Here is a 26,416-nt window from a genome sequence, read left to right as displayed (position 1 = left end):
GCTACGGGGAGTTTTTTAGTGCGTTTTTTTCTGTTGAATGAAAAACAGCATCAAAAAGGAAATGACAACAATACAGACGACCCACGCCCAGGCAAGGGTATTGTTGCCGGAATCCAATGCGACATATATCGCCGTTGGCAGTGTTTGCGTAACACCGGGGATGTTCCCTGCAAACATGAGTGTTGCGCCAAATTCTCCGAGCGCCCGCGCAAGGCTGAGGATGCTTCCGGTCAGCAATGAAGGATAGGCAAGCGGGACGGAGATATGGATAAACACTTTCCATCTGCTAGCGCCGTCTACCATTGCCGCACCTTGTATATCGGGGTCAATGTCAGCAAATCCGGTTTTGGCTGATTGATACATAAGCGGAAAGGCTACAACAGCCGAGGCGATCACAGCGGCCCACCAGGTGAAAATGACAGGCTGCTGGAAAATCCACTCGATGGCTTGTCCGATGAAGCTGTGCTTTCCGAAAATGACGATCAGAATAAAACCGACAACAGTAGGCGGAAGAACGAGCGGAAGCATAAAACATGTTTCGAGTGCCGTTTTTCCGAAAAATGATGCCCGTGACATCCATGCTCCAGCAAGTGTTCCGAGAATAATGACAACAATTCCGGCAACTGCCGCCACCTGAAAGGAAAGCACAACGGGTGTGAAAAATTCTGAAGCGCTTATGCTACTCGGCAGTAAAGCCATATTTCTCAAATACTTTCATTGCTTCATCAGATTGCAGGTATTCGTAAAATTCCTTCGCTTCCTTACGGTGTTTTGTATCTTTTACGATTCCTAACGGATAGACAATTGGGCTGTGTGTATCTGCTTTTGCCTCGTCAACAATGTTGACCTTTTTCGAGACTAGGGCATCTGTTTTATAAACAACACCTGCGTCTACATTGCCGGTTTCAACATAAGAAAGAACTTGGCGAACGTCTTTTCCATACACAATTTTCTCCTTCACTTTGTCCCATAAAGACAGCTTTGTCAGTGATTCTTTCCCATAAGCTCCTGCCGGTACGGATTCCGGAGTGCCAAGAGCGATTTTTTCTGATTCAGCCAGATTGCTGAAGCTTGTCACAGGTGAATCTCCGTTTTTCGGTACGACCAGCACAATTTCATTACCGACTAATTCAGTGCTGTCTTTTTTTGCGATATCTCCATCATCCACCAGCTTTTTAAATTTATCCTCAGCAGCTGAGAAGAACAGATCTGCTCCTGCTCCTTGAGAAATCTGTTTTTGCAAGGCGCCGGATGAGCCATAGTTATCTTGGATGGTTATATGTTGATGATCTTTTTCATAATTTTTTTGGATTTCCTCAAGTGCATCCTGCGCGCTGGCGGCAGCTGAGATGGTTAACGTTACTTTTTTCTCGCTGTCCGTTGAAGACTGGTTTGAAGAACAGCCTGCTGCAAGCAGAAAAGCAGTTAAGGCTGCGATGAAAATAGAATACTTCTTAAACATGATTGCACCCCTTATCATTAGATATAACTAATTATAACTGATTATGTTTGGTTTATGTGGGTTTTTTTACATTCGGCGAAAAGGTATAATAAAATAGGAGAGTGATGATGATGAATGAAACCTCTTCCTATACGATAGAAGAAGTTGCAGGTCTGCTGAAGGTATCAAAGCTGACCGTTTATGATTTGATTAAAAAAGGCGTGCTGCCTGCTTACCGTGTCGGAAGGCAGATGCGTGTGGATGAAGAAGATTTAAAGCAATATAAAACGAATATGAGAATGTCTCAGCCCATCGCTGCAACTGAAGCGCCGAAACAGGTGCAGGAGGCTGAGCCGGACGGCAGACTGAATGTCATGATCAGCGGACAGGATATTTCGATGGATATCCTCAGCAAGCATTTGGAGAATGCCATTCAGGAGACGCCGCTCCGTAAATACAAAGGAAGCTTAAACAGCCTGATTGATATGTATCAAGGCAAGTGTGACATTGTCAGCCTCCATTTGTACGATGCAGAAACGGGTCAGTATAACGCGCCTTATGTAAAACGGATTTTGACAGGTGAACCGTTTTGTCTCATCAATGTCGTTCTCCGCAAAGCAGGACTGTATGTGCAAAAAGGGAATCCGAAAAACATTCAAGGCTGGAAAGACTTGAAAAGAGCCGATATCCGGATCATCAACAGGGAAAAGGGTTCTGGCGCAAGGGTGCTCCTTGATGAACAGCTTGGCTTGCTTGGTGTGAATCCGGCTGATGTAGTGGGATATGGCGATATCGTGACTGATCATTACGCTGTCGCTTCACAAGTTTCAAGCGGACAGGCTGACGCGGGAATCGGGGCGCAGCACGCGGCACATATGGGCAGTGTTGATTTTATCCCGCTCATCGACGAACAATATGATATCGTTGTTTTGAAAAAACATGAGCAGCTGCTGAAAGCCGTGAAGGAGATTTTGAATTCTGAGGAATACAAGGCGAATTTGTCTCATTTAAACGGCTATGAAACGAAGCTGACTGGCAAGGTGATGTTGGAAACGTAAAAAATCCCTCTTGATAGAGGGATTTTTTCATTCGGAAAACCTGAGCAGGTCACCATTTAAAATTTTATCAGAGAGAGAAAGTTCTTCGTTTGCTTTCTCCTTGTAAGGGAGGCACGCATCCTGATCTTCCAGCACTTCACCTGTTTTTTGGCTATAGCACGTGTTCTTTGTGTATACATAATCGTTCGTAATAAAGCTGCCGTTTCGCAGAACGGCGAATGGGGTGCGGTCGCCCGACAGCAAATCATTGCCGAATTGGATATCGCCTTTTGTCTCAACGCCGAGCAAATGCATCAGCGTCGGCCTGACGTCGACTTGCCCGCCAACATCAGAGATGGTTTCCGGCTGTTGATCGGTGATTCCCGGGATATGTATGATAAACGGCACCCGCTGGAGCTGAACGTTGTCATACGGTGTGATTTCGTCTTTCCCTAAAAACTCAGCCATTGCCTCGTTATGGGCTTCAGAAATGCCGTAATGATCTCCCATAAATACGATCATCGAATTTTCGTATAAGCCTTCGTCCTTCAGTTTTTTGATAAAATGCTTCAATGCTTCATCCTCATAGCGAACCGTGGTCACATAGCGGTTTAACAGATCACTGCTTGAATCGAATTCATCTATCAGCTGATCCTTTTCATCAATCTCAAACGGAAAATGATTCGTTAACGTGATAAAACTGCTGTAGAACGGCTGCGGCAGGCTTTTCAGCTTTTCGGCGGACTGCTCTAAAAATTCTTTGTCTTTTAAGCCCCAGTTTGTCGATGTCCCGGGAGTGACATGAAAATCATCAACATCAAAAAAGCGGTCAATGCCAAATGTATCGTACATGACATCTCTGTTCCAAAATGTTTTATGGTTAGCGTGAAAGACGGCTGAATAATAATCGTGCTGTTTCAGCGATTTATACATCGTATGAAATTGATGGTCGCTTTTCGTGAAAAAGACGGCGCCGCTAAGGGAAGGATACAGTGAGTTAGCGACGATAAATTCTGAATCTGATGTTTTTCCTTGTTCTGTTTGCTGATAGAAATGATCAAAGGAATAGCTTTTTTTAATGAGATCATTCATAAAAGGGGTAATTTCTTTTCCATTTACTTTTTCATTCAGAACAAAGCTTTGGGTCGATTCAAGTGTTACAAAGATGACATTGCGCCCCTTTGCAAGGCCGAATTTGCTTTGATCAGGCTTGCTGTAATCAGCCTCTGTGTAGTTTTTAATGGCAGTTATACTGTCTTCATCGGCAAAAGCTTTCGCGCTGATATTAACAGTCTGAGAAATTGTATCGTAAATGTGGAACTGAAACAGACCGATGCTTTTGACTAGCATTTCTCGGTCAAAAGAATGTGCCAAAAGCTTCGGCTGCTGTACTTCTGCAAGTGCCAGTGTGCATAAAAGCATGCCGCAGGAAGCTGCATAGTACCGTTTGATCGTGCGGGGAGCGGCTTTTGTCTGTGGGTGTTTGGTTTTTCTGGCGAACAGCAGCAGAAAAACCAAATCCACAAACAGGGCGATAAACAGAGGATGGAACAGTTCTTTTACACTGCTGCCCATATCGCTCATGTTGCTGGCCTGAAATAAAACCGGGATGGTAATAAAATCGATATAAAAGCCGTAAAAAATCGTATTAGAGATCAAGATAACAGTCAGAACCAAATTGGCAATCAGCAAAAAGGCCCGCTGCTTGTTTTCTTTTAGAAACAGGCCGATCCCGAATAAAGGAAGAATAAAGCTGAGCGGGTTGACCAGCAGCATTAGCTCCTCCAACAGAGTATCGATTTGCAAATCAAAGCCGAGTTTATATATCACATACGTTTTGATCCACATAAATAAGATCGAAAAACATAAAAACCGCTGATTGTGAAAAAAGGTTCCTTTCATCAATATGACTCCTCACGTTTTCTTGATCATCTGCATGAAATGCTTCTTAAGTAAAACCTACTAAAAACAGCCGGTTCAGACAAGTCTCAGCACTCATGTTTAAAACATGCGCCCATGAAACAGCATATAAAAGTAGTAACATGAAGCAAGGGTCAGGCCGGCTAGCACGAGCTGCTCAGAAAAACTGCCTGTCTTCATATATAATGGAAGCCGAACGCGGATCGTTGAAGGGAATAATAATTTGATTCCGTTCACCGTCCAAGCGTCAAGAATCAAGTGGCTCGCCATTCCGATCATCAGGCCGGCTGATATGTTTTTATCTGGAATGTATGTAGAAGTGATAAAAAACATGATGAGCATAAACAGCAAGCTGTGTGTAAAGGTGCGATGGCCAAAAACGGAGCTGACCACTTTCGATAAAATAGGAAATTTTCTCCCGATTTTGCTTTGTGTGTGGCAGATATCGGGTATTAATGCTCCAACCGCGCCTGACGCAGCCATAAGCACTGGATCAAATCCATAATAATAAGCCGCTGCCGTACAAGAAGCGATGCCTCCCATGATGTGTGTTTTTCCTGTCATTTGCCGCTTCTCCTTTTATCTTTTGCAAAAAATCTCTGAATTACAAATATATCAAGAGAATGTATGTTTGATCAACAGGACTTTGGACGATAAAAAATATCCCGCATAATTTTTCAGGAAAGAGGCATCTTAAACATGTACCTATTTTTTAAAAGAGGTGATACGAATGGGTTTCTTTAATAAAGATAAAGGAAAACGTTCCGAAAAAGAAAAAAACGTAATCCAAGGAGCTCTTGAAGATGCTGGTTCAGCTCTAAAAGATGATCCGCTTCAAGAAGCTGTGCAAAAAAAGAAAAATAATCGATAACCACATGCGGATAGGGCTTGGCTCTATCCGTATTTTCCATCTGTTCCCTTTGACAGATCATCCTTTCTTTGATAACCTTCTGGGAGTAACTGAATAATTAAATCCTCACTCTTTCTCAGTGAGGTAGAGGTTGCGCGGATGATGAGTCACACATGCTAGGCTGACAGGGGCTGTTAAACATGTGTAAAAGGCATCAGCGCCGAAGTGTGGAGAAAGCCGATCCTTCTCTATGCTGGGACTGTATCTGAATAAGTGCAGGACTGCCGCGTGCTTTTTCGCGGAGGGCTATCCGGAGATCAAGGGTGTGTGTTTCTTTAAGCATGGACTTTTGTTCAGGCTTTTTTTGCGTTTATATGATCTCGGGGTCTGGTCCGTACAAAGAATCATGGAGGTACTGGAATGGAACAGACAAAAAAATGGGGTTTTTGGTTATTAACGGCGTTTGTCGTTGGAAATATGGTTGGATCAGGAATTTTCTCCTTGCCGAGCTCGCTTGCTTCAATTGCGAGTCCGTTTGGAGCTACGTCCGCCTGGCTTTTGACAGGTGCCGGCGTGCTGATGATTGCACTTGTGTTCGGACATTTGTCCATTCGTAAGCCTGAACTGACAGCGGGACCGCAAAGTTATGCAAGAGCGCTGTTTTCTGACCCGAAAAAAGGCAACGCTGCCGGTTTCACAATGGTGTGGGGCTACTGGGTGGCGAGCTGGATCAGTAACGTGGCGATCATCACAAGTCTCGCCGGTTACTTGACTTCGTTCTTCCCGATCTTGGTTGATAAACGTGAGATGTTTTCGATCGGCGGGCAAGAGGTGACACTCGGCCAATTACTGACGTTTGCCGTATGTACGATCTTGTTATGGGGAACGCACGCGATTCTTGTTGCCAGCATTAACGGCGCAAGTAAATTAAACTTTGTCACAACGCTTTCTAAAGTATTAGGTTTTGTCTTCTTTATCGTTGCCGGTTTGTTTGTGTTTCAAACGTCATTATTCGGTCATTTTTATTTCCCGGTTCAAGGAGAAAACGGCACAAGCATTGGAATTGGTGGCCAGGTTCATAACGCTGCGATTTCTACACTGTGGGCGTTTGTCGGAATTGAATCCGCGGTGATCCTGTCCGGCCGTGCGCGCTCTCAGCGTGATGTGAAACGTGCGACAATTACCGGCTTGCTGATTGCCTTGAGCATATATATTATTGTGACTTTAATTACGATGGGTGTTCTGCCGCATGATAAGCTTGTCGGCTCTGAAAAACCATTTGTTGATGTACTCTATGCGATTGTTGGAAACGCGGGAAGCGTGATTATGGCGCTTTTGGCTATCCTTTGTTTATTCGGAACGATGCTCGGCTGGATTTTGCTTGGCTCTGAGGTGCCATACCAAGCCGCTAAAGCAGGAGATTTCCCGGCATTTTTTGCAAAAACGAATAAAAAGGGAAGTCCGGTCATTGCACTCATTATTACAAACGTCATGTCACAGGTCTTCATTTTCTCGGTTATTTCCCGGACAATAAGTGACGCATTTACATTTTTAACGACAGCGGCTACACTCGCATATTTAATTCCGTATCTGGTATCTGCAATCTACAGCTTGAAGGTAGTCATCAAAGGTGAAACGTATGACCAGCTGAAAGGCTCCCGTGTAAGAGACGGATTGATCGCGATACTGGCGTGTGCATACTCCGTGTTTGTTATCGTAACAGGCACAGCAGATTTAACGACATTTATCCTCGGCATCGGTTTATTCTTTGTCGGCTTGATCGTTTATCCATTTGTGAGTAAAAAGTTCCAGAAAGAAAAACAAGCATAATGAAAAGACACCTGATTTGCTCAGGTGTCTTTTTTATAAAATCACAATTTCTTCTGTTAAGAATCCGTTCGTTAACCTAGCTGATAGGAAAGCTGAAATCGAAAGAAAAACTTTAAGGCACAATCGAATATGCAAAAAACGTTTTTCAGTCTCTCCAGCATAAAAAAACTGATCGTGATGAGGATGCAGCTTAATATGAATGGCTCAAAGAAAATATCTGATATGATTCAAATTGAGCCGTTCCTTATAAATCAGCAAAAGAGCCGCGGGCAGTCGGCTCTTTTGTTTATTTAGTCAAGCTTTCCGTAATAAACTCCAGTTGTCCTTCTAATGAAATCGGGTCAGAGAAATAGAATCCGATCGGATCCATCTTGTAGACATGGCCATTTTTAACGGCATTCAGGTTCTTCCAAATGGAGCTTTCAAAAACGCCGCCATCATCACCGCCTGATTGCCATGGGCCCGCGAAAATGTAATCTCCGGCGAAATCAGGGAGCTTCTCTAATGAAATACTTGTATAACCTGGCCCCTGGTCAATGGCTTTTTCTTTTGTCAGCTTTGTAGCCTGCAGGCCGAGGTCTTTGTAAATGATGCTTCCGCCTCTTCCAAAGTCTTTACCGAATACGTAAATGTCTTTTCCGTTCGTTTGCATAATGGAAATGGTTTTGTCACCGACCGCTTTTTTGATTTTTGTTTTAGCTGCCGCAACTTTTTTATCCCACTCGGCCAGCCATTTTTCAGCTTTATCTTCAGTTCCCGTCATTTTTGCAAATTCTTTTAGCTGTTCAATGTTGTCGAGCTTATCGTATTTTACTGCGACAGTCGGCGCAATTTTTTCAAGCTTTTTAATATCAGCGCCCTGTGTTGTCCAGACGATAATCAGGTCAGGGTTCAAATCAATGACCTTTTCAACCGAAGTGCCGTCTCCGATGTTTTCGACGCCGTCGGTTTTTCCTTTGTAGTAAGGGTTTTTAAATACATTCTCAGGCGCGCCGACAACGTTGATGCCGAGTGTTTTGAAGTAGCCGTAATAGCCGTCTGCCATGACAACCACCCGTTTAGGATGCTTCGGGATTTTTACATTTCCGTTTTCAGCCTTGTATGTAAAGGTTTCTGCGCCTTTTGAATCAGAGGCAGAACCTTTGCTTTCTGAGTTATTCCCGCAGGCTGCCAGCGCTGCAATCAATAACAGGGCAAAAAACGCGGTTCCGAGTTTCTTGTATATATGGGTCATATCTCATACCTTCTTTCTAAAAAATAGATGAAAAAGAGAATCATTATCATCTGTGATTATACCACTGCAAGTGCCGGTTGACACGATATTTTTGCAAATGCATTTTCATTTTTGTTCAAAACACTCTATTAAATCAGCTGAAAAAAGTGATATACTGAAACAGCAATTGATAATCATTATCAGTAACAGAAAGGAAGTACGGCAGTTGAGTCAACATAAAAATATACAGACTGCATCAGAAAAAATCCAATGGACGTCAAGGACATATGGCGCGGTCATCGTCCTTATTGCAGGTCTATGCCTGCTTTGCCTTGGCGCATTTTTATCCATATCCCTCGGTGCAGCGGATATTCATTTGCGCACTGTATGGGACGCCATTTTTCATTATCAGCCGACAAAGACATCTCACCAAATTATACATGATCTTCGGCTGCCGAGAACGGCGGCTGCCGCGCTTGTAGGCGCATTGTTGGCAGTGTCGGGAGCAATCATGCAGGGGATGACGAGAAACCCATTGGCAGAGCCTTCGATTATGGGTGTGACATCAGGCTCTGCGTTTGCTGTTTCGATTGCGTTTGCCTTTTTTCCCGGACTTTCTGCAATGGGGCTTGTGCTATGGTCCTTTGCGGGAGCGGGGCTGGGGGCATCGACGGTAATGGGCATCGGCATGTTTTCAAGGGGTGGACTTACGCCTGTAAAGCTTGCTCTGGCGGGTACGGCAGTTACTTATTTCTTTACCGGCATTTCAACTGCCATTGCAATCCGCTTTGATGTCGCTCAGGATATCAGCTTTTGGTACGCAGGCGGGGTAGCGGGTGTGAAATGGTCGGGGGTCCAGCTTTTGCTTATTGCAGGGGCTGTCGGTTTAACGCTCGCGTTTTTCATCGCCAGGTCTGTTACAGTGTTAAGTCTCGGTGACGATCTGGCAAAAGGGCTTGGACAATATACATCAGCGGTGAAACTGGTTGGCATGCTTATTGTAGTAATTCTGACCGGAGCTGCGGTTTCCATTGCCGGCACTATTGCATTTATCGGGCTGATCATTCCGCATATTACCCGTTTTTTGGTCGGTGTGGATTATCGGTGGATCATTCCTTGCTCGGCGGTGCTCGGTGCTGTTTTGCTTGTTTTTGCTGACATAGCGGCCAGACTCGTAAATGCGCCCTTTGAAACGCCTGTCGGCGCGCTGACTTCTCTGATCGGCGTTCCCTTTTTCTTTTATTTGGCACGTCGTGAAAGGAGAGGGCTGTAATGAAAACAAAAACAAACAAACCGCTTATTGTAATGGCTGTGACCTTTTTGCTTATCGTGGTGGTCTTTTTTATCAGTCTCAATTTGGGCGTTATCAAAATTGCACCGCTTAAAACGCTTCAGGTCTTTTTCGGCCAAGGAACGGCGCGTGATGAACTTGTCTTATTTGAGTTCAGGCTGCCCAGGATCATCCTTTCTTTGCTTGTTGGAGCAGGGATCTCCGTAGCTGGAGTCATTTTGCAAAGCGTGTCTCAAAATGAACTTGCCGAGCCTGGTATTCTCGGAATTAACGCCGGCGGTTCACTTGCTGTAGTGCTTTTTATATACTTTTTTCAAGGGTCAGCTTCAGATCTTAGCTTTTTCGGAACATTTATGCTGCCGTTCAGTGCTTTGGCAGGAGCAATCCTCGCTGCGTTTCTCATTTATATTCTGGCATGGAAAAAAGGCGTGACACCGATTCGGCTGATTTTAGTCGGCATAGGGGTGAATGCCGGGTTCAACGCCCTGTTGCTGATTTTTCAGCTCAAGATGGACCCTCATGATTTTATGCAAGCCGCGGTTTGGATATCCGGCTCAATATGGGGGGCGAACTGGAATATGATCTGGGCGATTCTCCCTTGGATTGTGATCTTGCTTCTGTTTACTTTATATAAGGCACGCTATTTGAACATTATGCAGCTCGGAGACCAATTGGCGACCGGGCTGGGCACCGCTGTTGAAAGGGAAAGACGGATTCTTCTTCTGGCAGCGGTCACTCTTGCCGCTTCATGCGTGGCAGCTGCTGGGGGCATCGCGTTTCTCGGATTGATCGCGCCGCATGTGGCTAGAAGGCTGACCGGTCCACGTCACCAGACGCTGATACCGGTCTCCGCCTTCATCGGCTCATTCCTGTTTTTGCTTGCTGATACGCTGGCGAGAAATGTATTGGCACCATCAGAAATTCCGGTCGGACTTGTCATTTCCGTGCTAGGTGCACCTTACTTTATTTATTTATTGATGAAAGCGAATTAGAGGAGGGGGCCGAATATGAATTCATTATCAACGGAACAGCTTGGAATCGGTTATGGCGACAGGGTGATTGTAGAGGATTTAAATATATCGATTCCTAAAGGGAAAATTACCACCTTAATTGGCCCGAACGGCTGTGGGAAATCAACGATTTTAAAAACAATGTCCAGAATTATGCGTTCACATGCAGGTGCCGTCTATTTAAACGGCAAAGCGATTCATAAAATGTCTACAAAGGACATTGCAAAAGATATGGCGATTCTTCCACAGACACCTGAAGCGCCGAGCGGCCTAACAGTGCACGAATTGGTGTCGTACGGCAGGTTTCCGCATCAATCAGGATTCGGCAGATTAAATGACGAAGACCGCCGGATTATCAAATGGGCGCTTGAAGAAACAGGCATGGCTGAATATGCTGAACGGCCGATTGAGGCATTGTCAGGCGGACAGCGTCAACGCGTGTGGATTGCCATGGCGCTTGCGCAAGGGACGGAACTTCTTCTGCTGGATGAACCTACAACGTATCTTGATCTTGCACATCAGCTTGAAATTCTGCAGCTGCTTGACAGACTCAACAAAGAGCAAGGGCGGACGATTTTAATGGTCATTCATGATCTTAACCATGCAGCTCGTTTTTCTCATTATATGATCGCGCTCAAAAAAGGCACGGTCATCAAGGAAGGAACTGCACTGGAGGTCATGACACCGGACATTTTGAAGCAGGTATTTCAGATTGATGCCGAAATCGTGACTGATCCCCGTACAAATAAACCTGTATGCTTGACCTATGACTTGATTAAAAATGAAAAAGAGCTAGTTACTGTATGAAAAAATCCCGGTTTGAAGCCGGGATTTTTTTTATTCGGCTTTGAAAATACAATTTTTCTATTTGATTCCGTCATTTCAATAAAAGGATTGCAAGTCTTTTTGAATTAATAGATAATATTGGTTAGAATGTTTCGAAAATATTACATAGTTTACAGAAAGAGGAGATCGTTGTGTCCAAGAAGAAAAAATGGCTTATTGGCGGTGCGATATGTGCCGGTGTGCTTGTATTGGCTGGGATCGGCGCTGGCGGTTTTTACTTTTTTACTCACATGAACCAAGTTGCCGTATCATCGGAGCCCTATGCTGAATCGGTCGCGGTATACATGGGAGGAGATTCAGAATCAGGCCAAACGTTTTCTGGAAAGGTTGAACCTGAGAAACAGCAGAAAGTATACATAGATTCAGAAAAAGGCAGCATTAAAAAAACATACGTCAAAGAAGGTGATCAGGTTAAAAAGGGCGATAAGCTTTTTGAGTATGAGGGCGAGGATCATTCTGATGAAGTGGAGCAAGCCAATTTGCAAATTGAAATGACAAATCTGCAAATCAACCGTTTGCAAAAATCAATAACGGAAACGGAAAAGAAGCTGAAAGTTGCAGGGAAAGAAGAGAAAACCCAGCTTCAAGATGAACTTGACCAAGCCAATTTCGATTTGAAAACAAGCCAGCTTGAACTGAAGCAGCATCAAAAAGAACTGGCTGGCCTGACGAAAAACAAAGGTTCCAATGTCATTACAAGCAAGCATGACGGAATCGTTCAAAGCGTCAATCAGGATATCGCTGACGGTGCAACAGGCGACCAGGCAGCAGGCCCGTATATCCAGATTGTTTCGACAGGCAAATATCTGGTCAAAAGCCAAATCAATGAGCTGTTAATGGACACGATCAAAAAAGGCAGCAAAGTCAGGGTCACGCTGAAAACAGGCGGTGAGGGCGAGTGGAAAGGAAAGGTCACCTCGATCGGCAAGCTTCCAGCGGGAGCAGGCGAGGGTGAAGAATCAGAAAGCTTTGCTGATGAAGAAATGAATCCCCAGTCCTCTAACTATCCTTTCACCATTTTATTAGACAGCCATAAAGGTCTTGAAGTCGGCTATCATGTCAACATCGAAGTGATGAGTGATAATGCTGATGCGGACACGATCAAGCTGCCGTCCGACATGGTCATTCAGGATGACGGCGAACCGTACGTATGGAAAGCTGATGAGAATCACAAAGCGGTTAAGCAGCCTGTTGAAATCGGAGAGACTGATGAAAATGACATGGTGGAAATTAAGAGCGGCCTGACGCCGGAAGATTATGTGATCTATCCTGATCCCGCGGTCAAGGAAGGAAAGCAGGTTACAGTCAATGCTGACACTGAATAATATTTCGAAGTCGTACAAGCTGGGAAAAGAAGAAGTTCCAATCTTGAAACATATCAATCTGACTGTTCAGGCGGGGGAGTTTTTAGCTATTATGGGGCCTTCCGGTTCTGGAAAGTCAACGCTAATGAATATTATCGGCTGTTTGGACAGGCCAACCTCAGGAACCTATACGCTTGACCAGATCGATATATTGAAAGGGAAAGACGGGGCTTTAGCCGAAATTCGCAATGAATCAATCGGGTTTGTGTTTCAAACTTTCCATTTGCTGCCGCGTCTCACCGCGCTGCAAAATGTCGAGCTGCCGATGATCTACAATAAAGTGAAGAAAAAAGATAGAAGGCAACGGGCATATGAAGCGCTGGAAAAGGTCGGATTAAAAGACAGGGTCTCCTACAAACCGCCTAAGCTGTCCGGCGGCCAAAAGCAGCGGGTGGCGATAGCGAGGGCCCTTGTCAATCAGCCGAGGTTTATTTTAGCTGATGAACCGACCGGGGCGCTTGATACCAAATCAAGTGAACAAATTTTGTCACTGTTTTCTGAACTGCATCGGGAAGGCAAGACCATTATTATGATAACCCACGACCCGGACGTCGCCAAAAAAGCTGACAGAACCGTTTTTATCAGAGACGGAGAGCTGGTATTAGATGAGAGAGGGGATATCAGCCATGCTTGAACATATTCGAATCTCCTTTCAATCCATTTTCTCTCATAAATTAAGATCCATTCTGACAATGCTCGGCGTGATTATCGGCATAGCGGCAATCATCGCGATTGTTTCAATGCTGAAGGGCCAAAGTGAGCAATTAAAGCAAAGTATGATCGGCATGGGAAACAACGCCATCAATGTTGTCTATCAGCCGTCTGGCGGAGAAGAGGAGAGCGGCGGCCCTCAGGTGTCGTATGCGTCCGCGCCGCCTGTAGCGGAAGAAAAAGTAAAGGCGATCAAATCAGATCCGATGGTCAAAGGATTATCCTTATATTACTTGTCAGAAGGCGCGAGCGTTTTTCATTTAACAAACGTTTCGTATCCCCAAGTGTATGGAGTGGACGATGATTACTTCGACATGTTTCCAATCCGAATAACCGAAGGGAGAAAGCTGACGGAAAACGATTTAAACAGCACACACCAAGTAGTGATGATCAATGAAGCTGTCAGAGATGAACTGTTTCCAGACGGAGAAGCTCTGCATAAAAGCATTGAGATGAATGGTGTGCCGTTTAAGGTCGTCGGTGTTTTTAAAGAAAAAAATCAACAGGAAAGCATGTTTGAAGGCGACTATGCGAACCCGGTTTTGTACGTGCCGAAAAAAGTGTGGCCGCTTATTGAAGGGTTTGACGCGCCAACGCAGATTGCCGTGCAGGCTGATTCTTCTGAGCATATCCAAGAAGCGGGTGTAATGGCTGCAGATCTTTTAAATCAGGGACTGTCAGAAGCTGAGCTGGAAAAAGCAGAGTACAGTGTAATAGATCTTCAGGAGATCGCGCAGGAAGTGGAGTCCTTTAATCAGTCATTTGCATTGCTGCTTGGCGGAATCGCCAGTATTTCACTTTTGGTGGGCGGTATCGGCGTCATGAATATTATGCTCGTTTCCGTAACGGAGCGCACGAGGGAAATCGGAATTAAGAAAGCGCTCGGTGCTAAGCGGCGTGTGATTTTATTTCAATTTTTAACCGAGGCTGTCGTGCTGACAAGCATTGGCGGAATACTCGGTGTGCTGGCGGGCTTCGGCATCGCCAAGCTGCTGACGGTCATTTTTCCGATGCCTTTTATCGTCTCCATTCCAGCTGTTGTCGGAGCACTCATCTTTTCAATGGCAGTCGGCATTATCTTCGGCTTGCTTCCGTCTATCAAGGCTTCGAAGCTTCAGCCTGTAGACGCGCTTCGCTATGAATAAAAAGAACGCATCCAATTGGAATGCGTTCTTTTTTTAGCTGGGAAGAGCCGAGTTGCATTTGTCTAAAATCAAAAAAACGGCTGCGACAATCATTTCTTCTGTGGTGGACAGCCAGATGTCGCTGATCAATTGGTCTGTTGTATGAGCAGTCATCCACAAAAATAGCAGCTGTACGATGCCGGCAAGGAGAATGAATAGACGTTTTCCTGTCTTGAAAAATGTAAAGCTATGTATCATCAGCCTTTCAAATGGTTCAAAGCATAATCCGAGAACAAGAAATACCACGGCAAAAAGCAGGACATGAGCTGCTGAGCGGTAGCTCGTTCCCGCTAAAGAAAACAATATATAGATGACAGCAAAATAGGTCAACACCACTGCTGCTGCGGCCAGCAAGTACTTTATGGAGAGCCGCAATAAGCGTTTTGAAGGGTTTTGATGTTTCACTGGTTCAGCTCCTTATGAAGGCTTGCAGAGAACGAGTGCTCTCTGCAAGCCGCAAGTCTTTTATTTACTGCATTTCTTTTTCACTACTGGGTGCTTTTCTTTTGAAAGCACATCAGTAAAGTCTTTGCCCAAGTCAAGGTGCGCTTGAACAAATGTTTCAGGAAGCATGGCAAGCCATTGGTTTAAAGATACATCAGCATAATGGTCGTCTTTGAAGATTTCTAAAAAGACAAGCGGTTCATCCCCGATGTTTTCAACGTAATGACCCATTGCAAATGGTACATATCCGACATCACCGGCTTGGTAATTAAACGTTCTGGCATGGCCGTCAGATGCAAAAACGGTCATCCTAGCTTTACCGGAGATGTAGTATTGCCATTCGTGTGTATTCGGATGCCAGTGCAGTTCCCTCATGGCGCCGGGTTCTACTGTTACGAGCGCTGATGCGATGGTTTTAGACACTTTGAAGTTTGTCGAATCTGCAATGTATACTTTTCCTCCCTCAGATTCGATCGGCTCTTGTTCAAGAAGGCGGTAAGTAAATGGATAAGGCACTTCGCCATTCGGCCCTTCCACAATATCATCTTTTAAACTGCCAGGGAGTTGGTTTTCAAATATATATTTTTCTTTGCCAGGCAAATTGGCAATCTCTTCTTTTGTCACGCCGAAGTTCGCAGCAATGACTTCTTTTGGAGTGTGGGCAAGCCAATCTGTCAGCTGGAACGTGCTGTTTTCAGAGAATGATCCATCGTCAAACACGAGCAGGAACTCAGCTCCCTCATCCAGCGCTTGGATGGAGTGCGGCAAGCCTGACGGGAAGTACCAAAGGTCTCCTTCACCTACATCGTCAATAAAGCTGCGCCCTTTTTCATCTACAATTGTGACTCTTGCACTTCCGTAAATCATATAAGCCCATTCTGCTTCTTTATGCCAGTGAAGCTCGCGAATGGCGCCTGGCTTCAGCCGCATATTTACGGATGCAAGGTTTTCTGAAATCGGCAATTCACGTACTGTCACTTCACGGGCATATCCGCCCTTTTCTAATCGGTTATGAGTATCAGAGAACGAAAACTTCATATTGCTGACGGTGCCATGATCGGTTTCAGGCGGAACGAGCATATCAGGGTTTTGCCGGTCTCTTTCAATATTGCGCGGGATTTTTACCGTTGCTCCTTTGTCTCCTCTAATTGGCTGCGGAATGTCATTTTGTTTTTTCATGAAATGTTTCCTCCTTACATTTAAATGTGATAGCAGAAAGAGAAGGTGAAAGGCCTTTCGTTTTCCCTTCTGTTTTGTTAAGTGAAAAAAACCAGTGAAAAGTCAACTTCGATTGAAAAATTATTTTTTTGCATGATCTTTCAGTTCTGTCATTAGTTCTATTAATTGATCAAACTTCTTTTCGAATCGGGTCAGCAAGTACATTGCAATCAGCGCGGGAAACCCCAAATTGCCTATCTGTTTTACGACTTCCTCTATAAAAATCTGATCCATAGGAAAATACCTCCCTTCTTTTTCTGCAGTCATGTATGTAAGTGAAGGAAATCCGATAAAACGTAAACTGCTGCAAAGTATTTTGGAAGACACTAGTCGGAAAGTAGTAGTTTACTTTTTTTTGCTTTCCTTCATTTAATTTAGTAGGGAGGCGGTTTGATGGACTATCAAAGTCTTTTACGGTCAAAATGTAAGGAGATAATGAAGCATCCCATCGTGAAGCATTTTTTGAGCAATCCTCAGCATTACCGTTTGTTCAAAAACGTAATGGAAAGCCCTAACGAAAAAGATGCAAAATCATTGGACGAGCTATTTAAGCAGTTTTATAAAGAAATCCGCATCGTCAAGTATATGAATTCAATGATCCGCATCTTTTCTATTGATTTTGATAAGCGGGTTCGCAAAAATCAAAAACGGTATCCGCTGACGGTTGATCATCCGGAGGCAGGAGATCGGCTTCCTTCCGAAACAGGAAGCGATGCATTTGAAGAATTTTTAGACAGGCAGGATGATTTGAGCCAGCATGTTCAGGATTACCAGCTCTACCAAGCGATTCAGAAGCTGACTGACAAACAAAAAAGTGTGCTGACGAAAGTGTATCTTCACGGTGCCACGATGCAGGAGATTGCAGATTCATTAGGGGAGTCCCGACAAAACATTTCCAACATTCATAAAAAGGGGCTGGAGAATATCAGAAAGCAGCTAGCGGCGCAAAAAAAGGGGGAAAAGTAAGCTGTGGACGGCCAGTTTGAACAAAAAAAGAAACAAAAAGACGAGACTTATGACATTGAGCACCTGATTGCATGCTTTTCACCGATGATCAGAAAAAAACTCAGCAATACGTCCTATCAAGAAAGAGAAGATTTAGAGCAAGAGCTGAAGATCAAAATGTTTGAAAAGGCTGATATGCTTTTATGTCAGGATGTACCGGGGTTTTGGGAGTTTATTTTGTACATGGTGGATGAGAACTCATAATATTTTCATATGAAAAAACATCAAAAGGGAGCGCTTGTTTGCTCCTTTTTTGCTGTTTTGATTTGCCAAGCTCCAATGTATTCAAAAATGTACCATAAATAAACGATATAATGATAAGATGAAAAAAACAGTGACAGAAAGGAACATAAAAGTGGAAAATGCGTCAATTTTAATCGTAGACGATGAGAAAGCGATTGTGGACATGATCAAACGCGTTCTCGAAAAAGAAGGTTATCGAAATATACTGGATGCGGCAAGCGCAGAAGAAGCGATTCCCGTTGTGAAGGCCAATAAGGTTGACTTGATTGTGCTGGATGTCATGATGGGCGGAATGTCCGGTTTTGAAGCCTGCACATTGATCAGAGAGTATTCAGACGCTCCGATTTTTTTCCTGACGGCAAGATCATCCGACGCGGACAAATTATCGGGCTTTGCGGTTGGAGCTGATGACTATATCACAAAACCATTTAATCCGCTGGAATTAGCGGCGCGGATCAGAGCGCATCTCAAGCGTACATATCAATCGAAAGAAACGAGTTCAAATCAAACCTACACATATGATTACTTTACTTTTTCTCCGCAAAATGCCGAGTTGATCGTAGGCGGGGAAGCCGTTGCCTGTTCAGCCCAGCTTCTGCAGCTTTTGCAGTATTTTTGTGAACACCCTAACGTGGTGCTTTCCAAAGATCAAATATATGAAAAAGTATGGGGCTATCCTTCCTACGGTGACAACAACACCGTCATGGTTCATATTCGCAAGCTTAGGGAGAAGATTGAGCGCGATCCGAGCAATCCGGAGTATATTGTAACCGTTCGAGGTCTCGGCTATCGTTTTATCCCAAATCCTGAAGGCAAGCGGTCATGAGGTTAAGATGGAAGTTTTTGTTTCACTTTTTCGGTCAGATGCTGATTGTGATCCTGCTGCTTACGGTTATGCTTGTTGCGTCGTTTTTCTATTTAGACGCTCGTTTTAGCGATGCGGAATCCAATTCAGGGCTGACGAAAGCAACGACCGACACACTTGAGGCATATCTCGATGTAAACGAAGACGGGACATGGGAAGTGGATAATTTCCTGAAGAAATCTGTTGATAAACAGCACGGCTGGATGCAAATCATTGATTCGGAAGGAAACACTGATTATTCCTACAGCGTGCCAAAAGACGTGCCTGGCACCTATACCAAGAAAGAGCTTTTGTCTATTTATAAAACCAAAAAGCTTCATAACTATAAACTGAATTATTGGGCCATCAATATTGAAGATAAGTCGTATCTTCTATTGTCCGGCTGGAAATCAAAAAGTGAACAGCTCCTGACTTCCGTTGAAAAGCGCGAACAAAAGATAGACTCACTAGCGCACTATAAGTCTAGTACCATCGACTATATTAAACGGAAAAAAGGCGCCATTTACCTGTTAGACAGCAATGGAAAGATTCTCGACAGCATCAACAGCACAAAAAGCGAAAGAAAAACGATGAACCAGCTGGAGCTGCTTAAATACAGCTCTAAACCTTGGAACTATAAGCGGGAAATTTCCGTTAAGATCCTCAATAAAGACAGATGGATGGTCGCTACGGTGCCGAACCCTGTCTATGTAACCGATCAGGAGTTTAACAAATCGTTCCTGAAGGTTGTATTAAAAGCGATGTTTCTCGTGATGGCCGTTTTGTTCATGTATATCATTTGGATGACCGTTTGGTATATGTTCCGATTCGGGCTGCCGATTTTTCATACGATTAGATGGCTGGTCAATCTGTCAAAAGGGAAGCTTGAGGAACCCAGAAACCGGGACGGCCGTCCTGTCAGCAAAAATAAAAAGGGAAAAATCAAACAGCCGTACCGCTTCTTCGGTGAGATATTTGAATCAATGGATCAGCTGACTGAAACGCTGAGAAGGGATAAAAGAAACAGAGAAAAAATCCAGGCGACAAGGGAAGAATGGATTGCCGGTTTGTCACATGACTTAAAAACACCGCTCAGCAGCATTTACGGCTACAGCATGATGCTCGAGTCGAAGCAGTATGACTGGTCGCCGGAAGAAGTGAAAGAAATGGGGCAGGTTGTCAGAGAAAAATCTGAATACATGTCTAAGCTGATTGAAGACTTAAATTTAACGTATCGGCTGAAAAATGATGCTCTTCCTATTGAGAGAAATCTCACTAGCCTTATCCCGTTTTTTAAAAATGTCATTGAGGATTTTAAGAAAAATCCGTTTTCTGAAGGCTATGATATCTCGTTTGTATCCAAAGAAGAGCATATTGAATTTGCCCTTGATGAAGCGTGGTTCAGGCGCATATTAGAAAACCTCCTTGGGAATGCCGTGAAGCACAACGACAAAGGAACAGAGATTCAAGTCATTCTGGAGCAAACAAAAAATCATATATCTTTAAAGGTGAAGGACAATGGGAAAGGAATGGATGAAGAAACGATTACCCATTTGTTTAACCGTTACTACAGAGGGACGAACACAAAAGATTCAACTGCCGGAACGGGTCTCGGGCTCGCGATTGCCAAGGAGCTTGTCCATCTGCATAACGGAACGATACATGTGAACAGCAGAATGAACATTGGAACGGTCATTACCATCCTTTTTAAAAAACATTAAACATCAAGTGGTTTGGACACCTCTTTGCCGGGAATAACAATATATAGACTGAAGCTAAAGAGGTGTAACACATGGATGCAGTATTGGAAGCAGACACTCGGGCAGTGATTGGAGAAGGCCCGTTATGGGATGAAGAAAACGGCCGCTTATATTGGGTTGATATCCTGGGAAGCGAGCTTCACATCTTTAACCCTGAAGAAAAAATCAACCGATCGATCAAATTCAAATCCTTTGTGACGGCGCTTGCGAAATATTCAAAGGATGAACTGATTATGACGATGAAGGACGGGTTTTACCTGTATCATCTTCGGGATGACAGCTTGGAAAAAATTAAACAGCCGAAGGACATGCATGAGAGCCTGAGATTTAATGATGCTAAATGTGACCCTTACGGAAGGCTTTGGGCGGGGACGACGAGCATGGAAGGCGAGCAAAAACAGGCGTCGCTGTACCGTTTGAATCTAGACGGCAGTCTTGTCAAAATCAAGGATCAAGTCTCCACCTCAAACGGTTTGGATTGGGACCGCGAGCGGAATTTGATGTATTACATCGATACGCCGACGCAGGAGATTGTGCGTTACAGCTATGATCCTGAAAGCGGAGATGTTTCGAATCCAGAACCTGTCTATCGTTTTGATCAGTCAGACGGATTACCGGACGGCATGACAATTGACCAAAATGGCATGCTGTGGGTGGCGCTGTTTGGCGGCAGCCGCGTTGTTCACATTGACCCGTTTCAGAAAAAAGAAATCAATTCAATCAGCGTGCCGGCTAAATATGTCACGTGCTGCGCGTTCGGCGGCAGAGACTTAAAAACCCTTTACATTACAACGGCAACAGAACAAATGACAGAAAAAGAGAGATACGAGCAGCCTCACGCTGGAGGGTTGTTTTCAGCACAACTGGAAACAGGCGGATATCAGCCGGTACCATTTGCTGGAGACGTATAAAAAAACGCATCCGAAACACGGATGCGTTTTTTTATACTACAGAGAACGGATAATGCCGCCTTCCACACGCTGTGCCGTGCCGTTAATGGCGGATGCGGCGTCAGACGCGAGGAATACGATTGTGTTAGCGACTTCTTCTGCTGTCGCGTATCGCTGAATAAGCGAGGTTGGCTCATTGACCTTGAAATAGTCTTTGATAAATGTATCTGTATCCTGGCCGGCTGCTTGTGCGGCGCCTTCCATATAGGATGCCACGCCCTCTGTCCAAGTAGGTCCCGGGAGCACTGAGTTGACCGTCACATTTGTGCCTTTTGTCATTTCAGCCATTCCTCTTGAAAGGCTGATCAGTGCCGTTTTTGTCATTGAGTATGGAATCATCGTTGGCAGCGGTTTGACGCCTGCTTCACTTGCAATATTTAAAATACGGCCGCTGTTTTTGGCAAGCATTTTTGGAAGGAAGTGACGGCTTGTCCGAACGGCGCTCATCACGTTCACTTCGAAATATTGATTCCACTCTTCATCTGTCACATCGGCAAAGTCTTTTACCTCGAAGAAACCAAGGTTGTTGACAAGGATATCGATATCACCGATTTCATTTACTTTTTCAATAAAAGCCGCTGCTTCATCTGTTTTTGACAAATCGGCAGCAGCACCGTGCACTGTTCCATAGCCAGAAAGCTCTTCAATCGTGCGATCGACAGTCTCCTGTTTGCGTCCGTTGACAATGACTGCCGCACCCTCTTGCAGAAAGCTTTTTGCGGCGGCTTTCCCGATGCCGGACGTCGAGCCGGTGATTAAGACGAGTTTGTCTTTTAGCTGTAAATCCATAAGAATCATTCCTTTTGATTGATGATGGTATTAAGTATACAAGATCAAATTTAGTGTTTACGAGGATTTTGCTTCCATACACAATATGGGGAAAAGTCATTCAGGACACATATACAAGCCTGTCAGTCATATAGTATAATTACTCCGAAAAACGGATACGAATGTCAAATAGGTGCCGGTCCGTGAACAACAGCCGGCTTAAAAGGGAAACCGGTAAAAGCCGGTGCGGTCCCGCCACTGTAATTGGCCAAGCGCCAAGAGCCAGGATACCTGCCTGTTTGATCAGCACGAATTCTGCGAGGACAGATGATGTGTAAACAATAGGCTTTTTTGTGTTGTTTACAGCATCTTTACCGTCGTAGAGATGCTTTTTTAGTTCGTTTAGGAGGAAAAGATTATGAAAAAACGAGCCGGGATATGGGCTGCGCTTCTGTTGGCTGCTGTTATGCTGGCAGGCTGCGGCAATCCTGCGGATCAGAAGGATTCAAAGGCAAAACAAAAAACAGAAGCGTTCCCTGTCACCATTGATGATGCGTCAAACCAAGATGTAACCATCAAAAAAGAGCCAAAAAAGATTGTTTCATTAATGCCGAGCAACACAGAAATTACATACGCACTCGGCCTTGGTGACAAAGTGGTCGGTGTCACCACAAACGATACCTATCCAAAGGAAGTCAAAAAGGTTGAGAAAGTCGGAGATATGAATGTAAACGTTGAAAAAGTCATTTCTCTAAAACCAGATCTCGTTCTGGCCCATGAGTCTTCCATGTCAGCATCAGCGGATGCCATCAAACAGCTGAAGGACGCGGGCATTACAGTGCTGACTGTCAATGATGCACAATCATTCTCCGAGGTGTACAAATCAATCGAAATGATCGGAGAAGCTGGCGGGGCGGAGAAAAAAGCCGATCAGCTCGTGAAAAGCATGAAATCAGATCTAAAGGATATTCAAGAAAAAGCGAAAACCATTTCAAAAGACGAGGAGAAAAGCGTATTTATCGAGGTTTCTCCTGATCCTAACATTTATACAACCGGAAAAGATACGTTTATGAATGAAATGCTGAATGTCATCCATGCTAAAAACGCAGCTGCGGATCAGACAGGATGGGTGCAAATGACAGATGAGGCGATCGTAAAACTCAATCCTGATGCAATTGTTACAACGGACGGTGTGAAAGCGAAAGCTGTGGAAAAACGCGATGGCTGGAGCGAAATCAATGCTGTGAAACATCAGCGTGTATATGATGTGGACCCAGATCTTGTGACACGTTCCGGTCCCCGTCTGATCGAAGGGGTCGAAGAACTTGCGGAAAGCATTTACCCGGATACGTTTAAGGAATAATCGTTATGCCGCATATATCATTGGTTTCTCATTTTTAGCCGTGAGCATCATCTTAGGAATTTCTTGCGGCAGCCTGCATATTCCTATTCCCGCTGTTTTTCGTGTCTTTTGGCATCAAGGTTTCGGCGGCTCTATCGGTTCTGATGATCCGATGTACACTAATATTATGATGAATATCAGACTGCCGAGAGTTGTGCTGGCCGCCCTTGTGGGGGCGGCTCTTTCTGTTGCAGGGGCCGCTTTTCAAGGATTGTTGAAAAATCCACTTGCTGATCCCTATACGCTAGGTGTGTCATCCGGTGCTTCAGTCGGAGCTGTTGTGACTCTGTTCTTAGGTCTGCACCTTCCTGTCATCGGAGAGTTTACACTCCCGGTTGTGAGTGTAGCCGCGGCACTGGCCACGATGGCGGCAGTCCTTTTCTTCAGCCGCCTCGTTCATGCTTCGATGTCTGTTTCCACCCTCATTTTGACCGGTGTCATCACTAACTCTTTTTTGGGCGCATTTATTTCTCTTATCATCGCCTTGACAGGAGACAACCTGCTTCCGATTGTGCATTGGCTGCTTGGCAGCGTCTCAATGAGGGGCTGGAGCTATGTTATTTTGTTTCTCCCGTTTTTTCTTTTGGGAATCACTTTATTGATTATAAACGGAAGGGAATTGAACGTGATGACATATGGAGAAGATAAAGCAAAGCTTCTTGGAGTCAGCGTTCAGCAGAGGAAGATGATGATATTAATAGCAGGATCTCTTTTGACGGGAAGCGCTGTGGCAGTATCGGGCACGATCGGCTTTGTCGGCCTTGTGATTCCGCATATCACAAGGCTTTTGTGGGGAACGGACCATCGGCATTTACTGCCGCTGTCCGCCTTGCTAGGGGCAGGGTTTCTCGTTTTAGCCGATCTGCTTTCCAGAACCATCATTGAGCCGATTGAACTGCCGATCGGGATCATTACGTCCTTGGCGGGAGCACCTGTGTTCGCTCTTATTTTAATTCGGCAGCACCGCGGGGGGAGAAGCTTATGATGAAGGCAGAAGGGCTGTCGGGAGGATACGGGGACCGCCGCCTAATCAACAATGTCAGCTTAACAGTGGAGAAAGGAGAATTTCTCGGAATTCTCGGCCCTAATGGAAGCGGAAAAACCACGCTTTTGCACTTGCTGACAGGCACGCTGCCGGCCAAGGAAGGCAGCGTTTATCTGGCCGGAAAACTGCTGGCGGACTTTAAACCGAAGGAACTGGCGCAAATCATGGCTGTCCTGCCGCAAAAAACGGATCAAGCCTTCACCTTTACCGTCGAAGAAACTGTAGCCTTTGGCAGATATCCATTCCAAACGGGGCTGTTCAGACAGCAGACTGAAAAGGATGAAGCCATTGTACAGGAAGCAATGGAGCAAACAGGAGTGGCCGATTTTGCGCAAAAGCCGATTCGCGAACTAAGCGGAGGGGAACAGCAGCGGGTGTATTTGGCACAAGCTTTGGCGCAGCAGCCGCGTATTTTATTTTTGGACGAGCCGACTAATTTTCTCGATCTGGCTTATCAAAAAGACCTGCTTGATCTGATCAAACGCCTGACGAGAGAAAGCGGATTGGCAGCTGTCAGCGTTTTTCATGATCTGAACACCGCAAGCCTGTACTGTGATGAGCTCATGTTTATGAAAAACGGTACCGCCGGGCCTAAGCAAAAACCGGAATATGCTGTCACAGAACAAAGCATAAAGGCGGTGTACGATACAGATGTCACCGCCTTGGTACATCAAAGCTCACCTAAACCGATGATTGTGATTCAGCCTGAAAAAGATAGCGTGAAGCGGCAGTCTATCTCATTTGAAGCATTGCTCCAAGCGGGGCGTGATGACATTCTTCTGCAAACGGAAATCCCGCTTCGAACATTGTCCTCGACGCCTATCGGTGCAGGGTTTTCGTGGAGCAGGACGCTGATCCATAAACGGCTGCCAGATCAGCCAGATCCGATAGAAGGACTTACGGCCTGTCTTTCAGAAAGCGGTTTTCAACTGCAGGAGACGTGTGCGATGGCTTCTTCAGAAAGACTTGACCGTTTCGTGTATCGAACGTATGAAGACAGAGAGTTATCCGTTTTCATATGCGTTCAGACCGGCTTTTCGATTTGGATTTTGATAAACGGCTATGCGGCAGATCAATTCTTCATCAAAGCTCTTATGGCTGCCGAAGCAGAACGGACGAAAGTGCTGGGAGACGGAGGAGGCACAGGTGATATTCTCATCGCCGCGACTCAAACTCAGCAATCCGAAAACATAGAACAGCGGCTGAACCAATTGATAAAGAAAGGGACAGCTGAATGTGTAAAAGAGGCTGCTGAGTTGTTTGAATAAGTCTGTAAAGGAGATTCAGGGTATGAAACTATATACAAAAACAGGCGATAAGGGACAAACGGGCTTAGTCGGGGGCAGAACGGACAAGGACAGCCTACGCGTCGAAAGCTACGGCACGATTGACGAGCTTAACAGCTTTATCGGGCTTGCTTTGGCAGAGCTTTCCGGGCAGCCCGGCTTTGAAGATCTGACAGCCGAGCTTCTGACCATCCAGCATGAGCTGTTTGACTGCGGAGGCGATCTGGCAATCGTCACAGAAAGAAAAGACTATAAACTAACGGAAGAATCTGTTTCCTTTTTAGAAACGCGCATTGATGCCTATACAGCAGAAGCGCCGGAACTGAAGAAATTTATTCTTCCAGGCGGATCAAAGTGTGCTTCGCTTCTCCATATCGCACGCACCATTACAAGGCGGGCAGAACGAAGAGTGGTGGCGCTGATGAAATCGGAGGAGATTCATGAAACAGTGCTGCGTTATCTCAATCGTCTGTCCGATTATTTCTTTGCCGCCGCCCGGGTTGTGAATGCAAGAAGCGGTATTGGCGATGTAGAATATGAAAGAAGTGCCATTGTGTTTCGGGACCGAAACAGCAGTGAATCATAAAAAGTGAAAAGGAAGCCGGCGTGTTCAAATACATGCCGGCTTTTTTTGTTTTTCACTCTGTCAATTTCCCATTTTACGACAAAAAATGAACCTTATGAATTATTGACTGAAAAATGGAAAAATGAGATATTGTAATAAATAGATGTAAAAAATAGGCAACGGGGGGGC

General features: G+C 44.9%; 27 protein-coding genes and 2 riboswitches. Of the genes, 18 read left to right on the top strand and 9 right to left on the bottom strand.

Annotated features, from left to right (window positions below; all coding sequences use genetic code 11):
- Window positions 1-15: 15 nt before the first annotated feature.
- Window positions 16-708, bottom strand: a complete 693-nt coding sequence (modB, locus tag NST79_RS17420; RefSeq protein WP_014906541.1) for a molybdate ABC transporter permease subunit — start codon at window positions 706-708, stop codon at window positions 16-18.
- Window positions 680-1,462, bottom strand: a complete 783-nt coding sequence (gene modA, locus NST79_RS17415; RefSeq protein ID WP_212060816.1) for a molybdate ABC transporter substrate-binding protein — start codon at window positions 1,460-1,462, stop codon at window positions 680-682. Before modA ends, modB begins: the two co-directional genes overlap by 29 nt.
- A 110-nt stretch (window positions 1,463-1,572) precedes the next feature.
- Between modA and NST79_RS17410 the strand changes: the two genes are divergently transcribed.
- Entirely contained in the window at window positions 1,573-2,499 is a 927-nt protein-coding gene (locus tag NST79_RS17410; RefSeq protein ID WP_161619304.1) for a substrate-binding domain-containing protein, read from the top strand.
- A 27-nt stretch (window positions 2,500-2,526) separates the two neighbouring features.
- On the opposite strand, the gene NST79_RS17405 is transcribed toward NST79_RS17410, so the two are convergent.
- The gene (locus tag NST79_RS17405; RefSeq protein WP_212060814.1) at window positions 2,527-4,380 is read right to left on the bottom strand and encodes an LTA synthase family protein; all 1,854 of its coding nucleotides are present in this window, start codon (window positions 4,378-4,380) and stop codon (window positions 2,527-2,529) included.
- A 99-nt stretch (window positions 4,381-4,479) separates the two neighbouring features.
- The gene (locus tag NST79_RS17400) at window positions 4,480-4,962 is read right to left on the bottom strand and encodes a metal-dependent hydrolase (protein WP_003228444.1); all 483 of its coding nucleotides are present in this window, start codon (window positions 4,960-4,962) and stop codon (window positions 4,480-4,482) included.
- A 166-nt stretch (window positions 4,963-5,128) separates the two neighbouring features.
- Between NST79_RS17400 and sspJ the strand changes: the two genes are divergently transcribed.
- Window positions 5,129-5,269 (top strand): small acid-soluble spore protein SspJ, encoded by a 141-nt coding sequence (gene sspJ, locus NST79_RS17395; protein WP_003221612.1) that lies wholly within the window; start codon window positions 5,129-5,131, stop codon window positions 5,267-5,269.
- 116 nt (window positions 5,270-5,385) lie between these two features.
- Window positions 5,386-5,565, top strand: a riboswitch (Lysine riboswitch).
- Between the two features lie 103 nt (window positions 5,566-5,668).
- Window positions 5,669-7,078: an amino acid permease gene (locus NST79_RS17390; protein ID WP_212060811.1), complete on the top strand. Its 1,410-nt coding sequence runs from the start codon at window positions 5,669-5,671 to the stop codon at window positions 7,076-7,078.
- Window positions 7,079-7,364: 286 nt separating this feature from the next.
- Here the strand turns inward: NST79_RS17390 and NST79_RS17385 are convergent, their stop codons facing one another.
- Complete coding sequence (locus NST79_RS17385; RefSeq protein WP_167560390.1) at window positions 7,365-8,312, bottom strand: iron-hydroxamate ABC transporter substrate-binding protein; 948 nt, start codon at window positions 8,310-8,312, stop codon at window positions 7,365-7,367.
- A gap of 205 nt (window positions 8,313-8,517) precedes the next feature.
- On the opposite strand from NST79_RS17385, the gene NST79_RS17380 reads away from it, so the two are divergent.
- From NST79_RS17380 to NST79_RS17355, 6 genes are all read left to right on the top strand, one after another.
- Entirely contained in the window at window positions 8,518-9,564 is a 1,047-nt protein-coding gene (locus NST79_RS17380; protein WP_167560388.1) for an iron ABC transporter permease, read from the top strand.
- Complete coding sequence (locus NST79_RS17375; RefSeq protein ID WP_212060810.1) at window positions 9,564-10,574, top strand: iron ABC transporter permease; 1,011 nt, start codon at window positions 9,564-9,566, stop codon at window positions 10,572-10,574. The genes NST79_RS17380 and NST79_RS17375 overlap by 1 nt, the downstream gene beginning before the upstream one ends.
- Window positions 10,575-10,589: 15 nt before the next feature.
- Entirely contained in the window at window positions 10,590-11,399 is an 810-nt protein-coding gene (locus NST79_RS17370; protein ID WP_003243882.1) for an ABC transporter ATP-binding protein, read from the top strand.
- Window positions 11,400-11,569: 170 nt separating this feature from the next.
- Window positions 11,570-12,763: an efflux RND transporter periplasmic adaptor subunit gene (locus tag NST79_RS17365; protein ID WP_021480587.1), complete on the top strand. Its 1,194-nt coding sequence runs from the start codon at window positions 11,570-11,572 to the stop codon at window positions 12,761-12,763.
- On the top strand, window positions 12,747-13,436 hold the full coding sequence (locus NST79_RS17360) for an ABC transporter ATP-binding protein (RefSeq protein ID WP_069322897.1): 690 nt from the start codon (window positions 12,747-12,749) through the stop codon (window positions 13,434-13,436). The genes NST79_RS17365 and NST79_RS17360 overlap by 17 nt, the downstream gene beginning before the upstream one ends.
- Window positions 13,429-14,658 (top strand): ABC transporter permease, encoded by a 1,230-nt coding sequence (locus NST79_RS17355; RefSeq protein WP_212060808.1) that lies wholly within the window; start codon window positions 13,429-13,431, stop codon window positions 14,656-14,658. Before NST79_RS17360 ends, NST79_RS17355 begins: the two co-directional genes overlap by 8 nt.
- A 33-nt stretch (window positions 14,659-14,691) precedes the next feature.
- On the opposite strand, the gene rsiO is transcribed toward NST79_RS17355, so the two are convergent.
- The 3 genes from rsiO to NST79_RS17340 form a co-directional block, all read right to left on the bottom strand.
- The gene (rsiO, locus tag NST79_RS17350; RefSeq protein WP_003243579.1) at window positions 14,692-15,102 is read right to left on the bottom strand and encodes an acid stress-sensitive anti sigma factor RsiO; all 411 of its coding nucleotides are present in this window, start codon (window positions 15,100-15,102) and stop codon (window positions 14,692-14,694) included.
- A gap of 60 nt (window positions 15,103-15,162) precedes the next feature.
- Entirely contained in the window at window positions 15,163-16,320 is a 1,158-nt protein-coding gene (gene oxdC / locus NST79_RS17345) for an oxalate decarboxylase (RefSeq protein ID WP_014477958.1), read from the bottom strand.
- Window positions 16,321-16,440: 120 nt separating this feature from the next.
- Entirely contained in the window at window positions 16,441-16,593 is a 153-nt protein-coding gene (locus NST79_RS17340; protein WP_212060805.1) for a YvrJ family protein, read from the bottom strand.
- 201 nt (window positions 16,594-16,794) lie between these two features.
- Here NST79_RS17340 and sigO point away from each other — a divergent pair, with 201 nt between their 5' ends.
- The 5 genes from sigO (at window position 16,795) to NST79_RS17315 (ending at window position 21,122) form a co-directional block, all read left to right on the top strand.
- On the top strand, window positions 16,795-17,325 hold the full coding sequence (gene sigO / locus NST79_RS17335) for an RNA polymerase sigma factor SigO (protein ID WP_014477957.1): 531 nt from the start codon (window positions 16,795-16,797) through the stop codon (window positions 17,323-17,325).
- A 3-nt stretch (window positions 17,326-17,328) separates the two neighbouring features.
- The gene (gene rsoA / locus NST79_RS17330) at window positions 17,329-17,568 is read left to right on the top strand and encodes a sigma-O factor regulator RsoA (RefSeq protein WP_003228484.1); all 240 of its coding nucleotides are present in this window, start codon (window positions 17,329-17,331) and stop codon (window positions 17,566-17,568) included.
- 151 nt (window positions 17,569-17,719) lie between these two features.
- Window positions 17,720-18,433, top strand: coding sequence for a two-component system response regulator YvrH (gene yvrH / locus NST79_RS17325; protein ID WP_003243545.1), 714 nt, complete (start codon window positions 17,720-17,722; stop codon window positions 18,431-18,433).
- Window positions 18,430-20,172, top strand: a complete 1,743-nt coding sequence (yvrG, locus tag NST79_RS17320) for a two-component system sensor histidine kinase YvrG (RefSeq protein ID WP_014477955.1) — start codon at window positions 18,430-18,432, stop codon at window positions 20,170-20,172. The genes yvrH and yvrG overlap by 4 nt, the downstream gene beginning before the upstream one ends.
- Before the next feature lie 71 nt (window positions 20,173-20,243).
- Window positions 20,244-21,122 carry an SMP-30/gluconolactonase/LRE family protein gene (locus tag NST79_RS17315; protein WP_212060803.1) on the top strand — a complete coding sequence of 293 codons (879 nt, stop codon included), beginning with the start codon at window positions 20,244-20,246 and terminating at the stop codon, window positions 21,120-21,122.
- 36 nt (window positions 21,123-21,158) lie between these two features.
- On the opposite strand, the gene NST79_RS17310 is transcribed toward NST79_RS17315, so the two are convergent.
- On the bottom strand, window positions 21,159-21,950 hold the full coding sequence (locus NST79_RS17310) for an SDR family oxidoreductase (protein ID WP_015384617.1): 792 nt from the start codon (window positions 21,948-21,950) through the stop codon (window positions 21,159-21,161).
- Between the two features lie 153 nt (window positions 21,951-22,103).
- A riboswitch (cobalamin riboswitch) is annotated at window positions 22,104-22,243 on the top strand.
- A 104-nt stretch (window positions 22,244-22,347) separates the two neighbouring features.
- Between NST79_RS17310 and NST79_RS17305 the strand changes: the two genes are divergently transcribed.
- From NST79_RS17305 to NST79_RS17290, 4 genes are read left to right on the top strand one after another with little or no spacing between them, the layout of a single operon-like run.
- Window positions 22,348-23,292, top strand: coding sequence for an ABC transporter substrate-binding protein (locus tag NST79_RS17305; protein ID WP_029318420.1), 945 nt, complete (start codon window positions 22,348-22,350; stop codon window positions 23,290-23,292).
- The gene (locus NST79_RS17300; protein WP_015251250.1) at window positions 23,255-24,316 is read left to right on the top strand and encodes an iron ABC transporter permease; all 1,062 of its coding nucleotides are present in this window, start codon (window positions 23,255-23,257) and stop codon (window positions 24,314-24,316) included. The genes NST79_RS17305 and NST79_RS17300 overlap by 38 nt, the downstream gene beginning before the upstream one ends.
- Window positions 24,316-25,644: an ATP-binding cassette domain-containing protein gene (locus NST79_RS17295; protein WP_212060923.1), complete on the top strand. Its 1,329-nt coding sequence runs from the start codon at window positions 24,316-24,318 to the stop codon at window positions 25,642-25,644. Before NST79_RS17300 ends, NST79_RS17295 begins: the two co-directional genes overlap by 1 nt.
- Before the next feature lie 22 nt (window positions 25,645-25,666).
- Window positions 25,667-26,248, top strand: a complete 582-nt coding sequence (locus NST79_RS17290; protein ID WP_003228501.1) for a cob(I)yrinic acid a,c-diamide adenosyltransferase — start codon at window positions 25,667-25,669, stop codon at window positions 26,246-26,248.
- Window positions 26,249-26,416: the final 168 nt, after the last annotated feature.

The organism is Bacillus sp. PS196 (assembly GCF_037963555.1).
Taxonomy (GTDB): domain Bacteria; phylum Bacillota; class Bacilli; order Bacillales; family Bacillaceae; genus Bacillus; species Bacillus subtilis.
This window is presented reverse-complemented; position numbering and strand designations above follow the sequence as displayed.

Coding starts and splice junctions, on each gene's coding strand:
- NST79_RS17355 (WP_212060808.1), top strand. CDS start 13,429: ATGCTTGAACATATTCGAATCTCCTTTCAATCCATTTTCTCTCATAAA.
- sspJ (WP_003221612.1), top strand. CDS start 5,129: ATGGGTTTCTTTAATAAAGATAAAGGAAAACGTTCCGAAAAAGAAAAA.
- NST79_RS17370 (WP_003243882.1), top strand. CDS start 10,590: ATGAATTCATTATCAACGGAACAGCTTGGAATCGGTTATGGCGACAGG.
- NST79_RS17295 (WP_212060923.1), top strand. CDS start 24,316: ATGAAGGCAGAAGGGCTGTCGGGAGGATACGGGGACCGCCGCCTAATC.
- NST79_RS17390 (WP_212060811.1), top strand. CDS start 5,669: ATGGAACAGACAAAAAAATGGGGTTTTTGGTTATTAACGGCGTTTGTC.
- yvrG (WP_014477955.1), top strand. CDS start 18,430: ATGAGGTTAAGATGGAAGTTTTTGTTTCACTTTTTCGGTCAGATGCTG.
- NST79_RS17360 (WP_069322897.1), top strand. CDS start 12,747: ATGCTGACACTGAATAATATTTCGAAGTCGTACAAGCTGGGAAAAGAA.
- sigO (WP_014477957.1), top strand. CDS start 16,795: ATGAAGCATCCCATCGTGAAGCATTTTTTGAGCAATCCTCAGCATTAC.
- NST79_RS17410 (WP_161619304.1), top strand. CDS start 1,573: ATGAATGAAACCTCTTCCTATACGATAGAAGAAGTTGCAGGTCTGCTG.
- NST79_RS17385 (WP_167560390.1), bottom strand. CDS start 8,312: ATGACCCATATATACAAGAAACTCGGAACCGCGTTTTTTGCCCTGTTA.
- modA (WP_212060816.1), bottom strand. CDS start 1,462: ATGTTTAAGAAGTATTCTATTTTCATCGCAGCCTTAACTGCTTTTCTG.
- NST79_RS17315 (WP_212060803.1), top strand. CDS start 20,244: ATGGATGCAGTATTGGAAGCAGACACTCGGGCAGTGATTGGAGAAGGC.
- NST79_RS17305 (WP_029318420.1), top strand. CDS start 22,348: ATGAAAAAACGAGCCGGGATATGGGCTGCGCTTCTGTTGGCTGCTGTT.
- NST79_RS17405 (WP_212060814.1), bottom strand. CDS start 4,380: ATGAAAGGAACCTTTTTTCACAATCAGCGGTTTTTATGTTTTTCGATC.
- NST79_RS17290 (WP_003228501.1), top strand. CDS start 25,667: ATGAAACTATATACAAAAACAGGCGATAAGGGACAAACGGGCTTAGTC.
- NST79_RS17310 (WP_015384617.1), bottom strand. CDS start 21,950: ATGGATTTACAGCTAAAAGACAAACTCGTCTTAATCACCGGCTCGACG.
- NST79_RS17400 (WP_003228444.1), bottom strand. CDS start 4,962: ATGACAGGAAAAACACACATCATGGGAGGCATCGCTTCTTGTACGGCA.
- NST79_RS17340 (WP_212060805.1), bottom strand. CDS start 16,593: ATGGATCAGATTTTTATAGAGGAAGTCGTAAAACAGATAGGCAATTTG.
- NST79_RS17375 (WP_212060810.1), top strand. CDS start 9,564: ATGAAAACAAAAACAAACAAACCGCTTATTGTAATGGCTGTGACCTTT.
- oxdC (WP_014477958.1), bottom strand. CDS start 16,320: ATGAAAAAACAAAATGACATTCCGCAGCCAATTAGAGGAGACAAAGGA.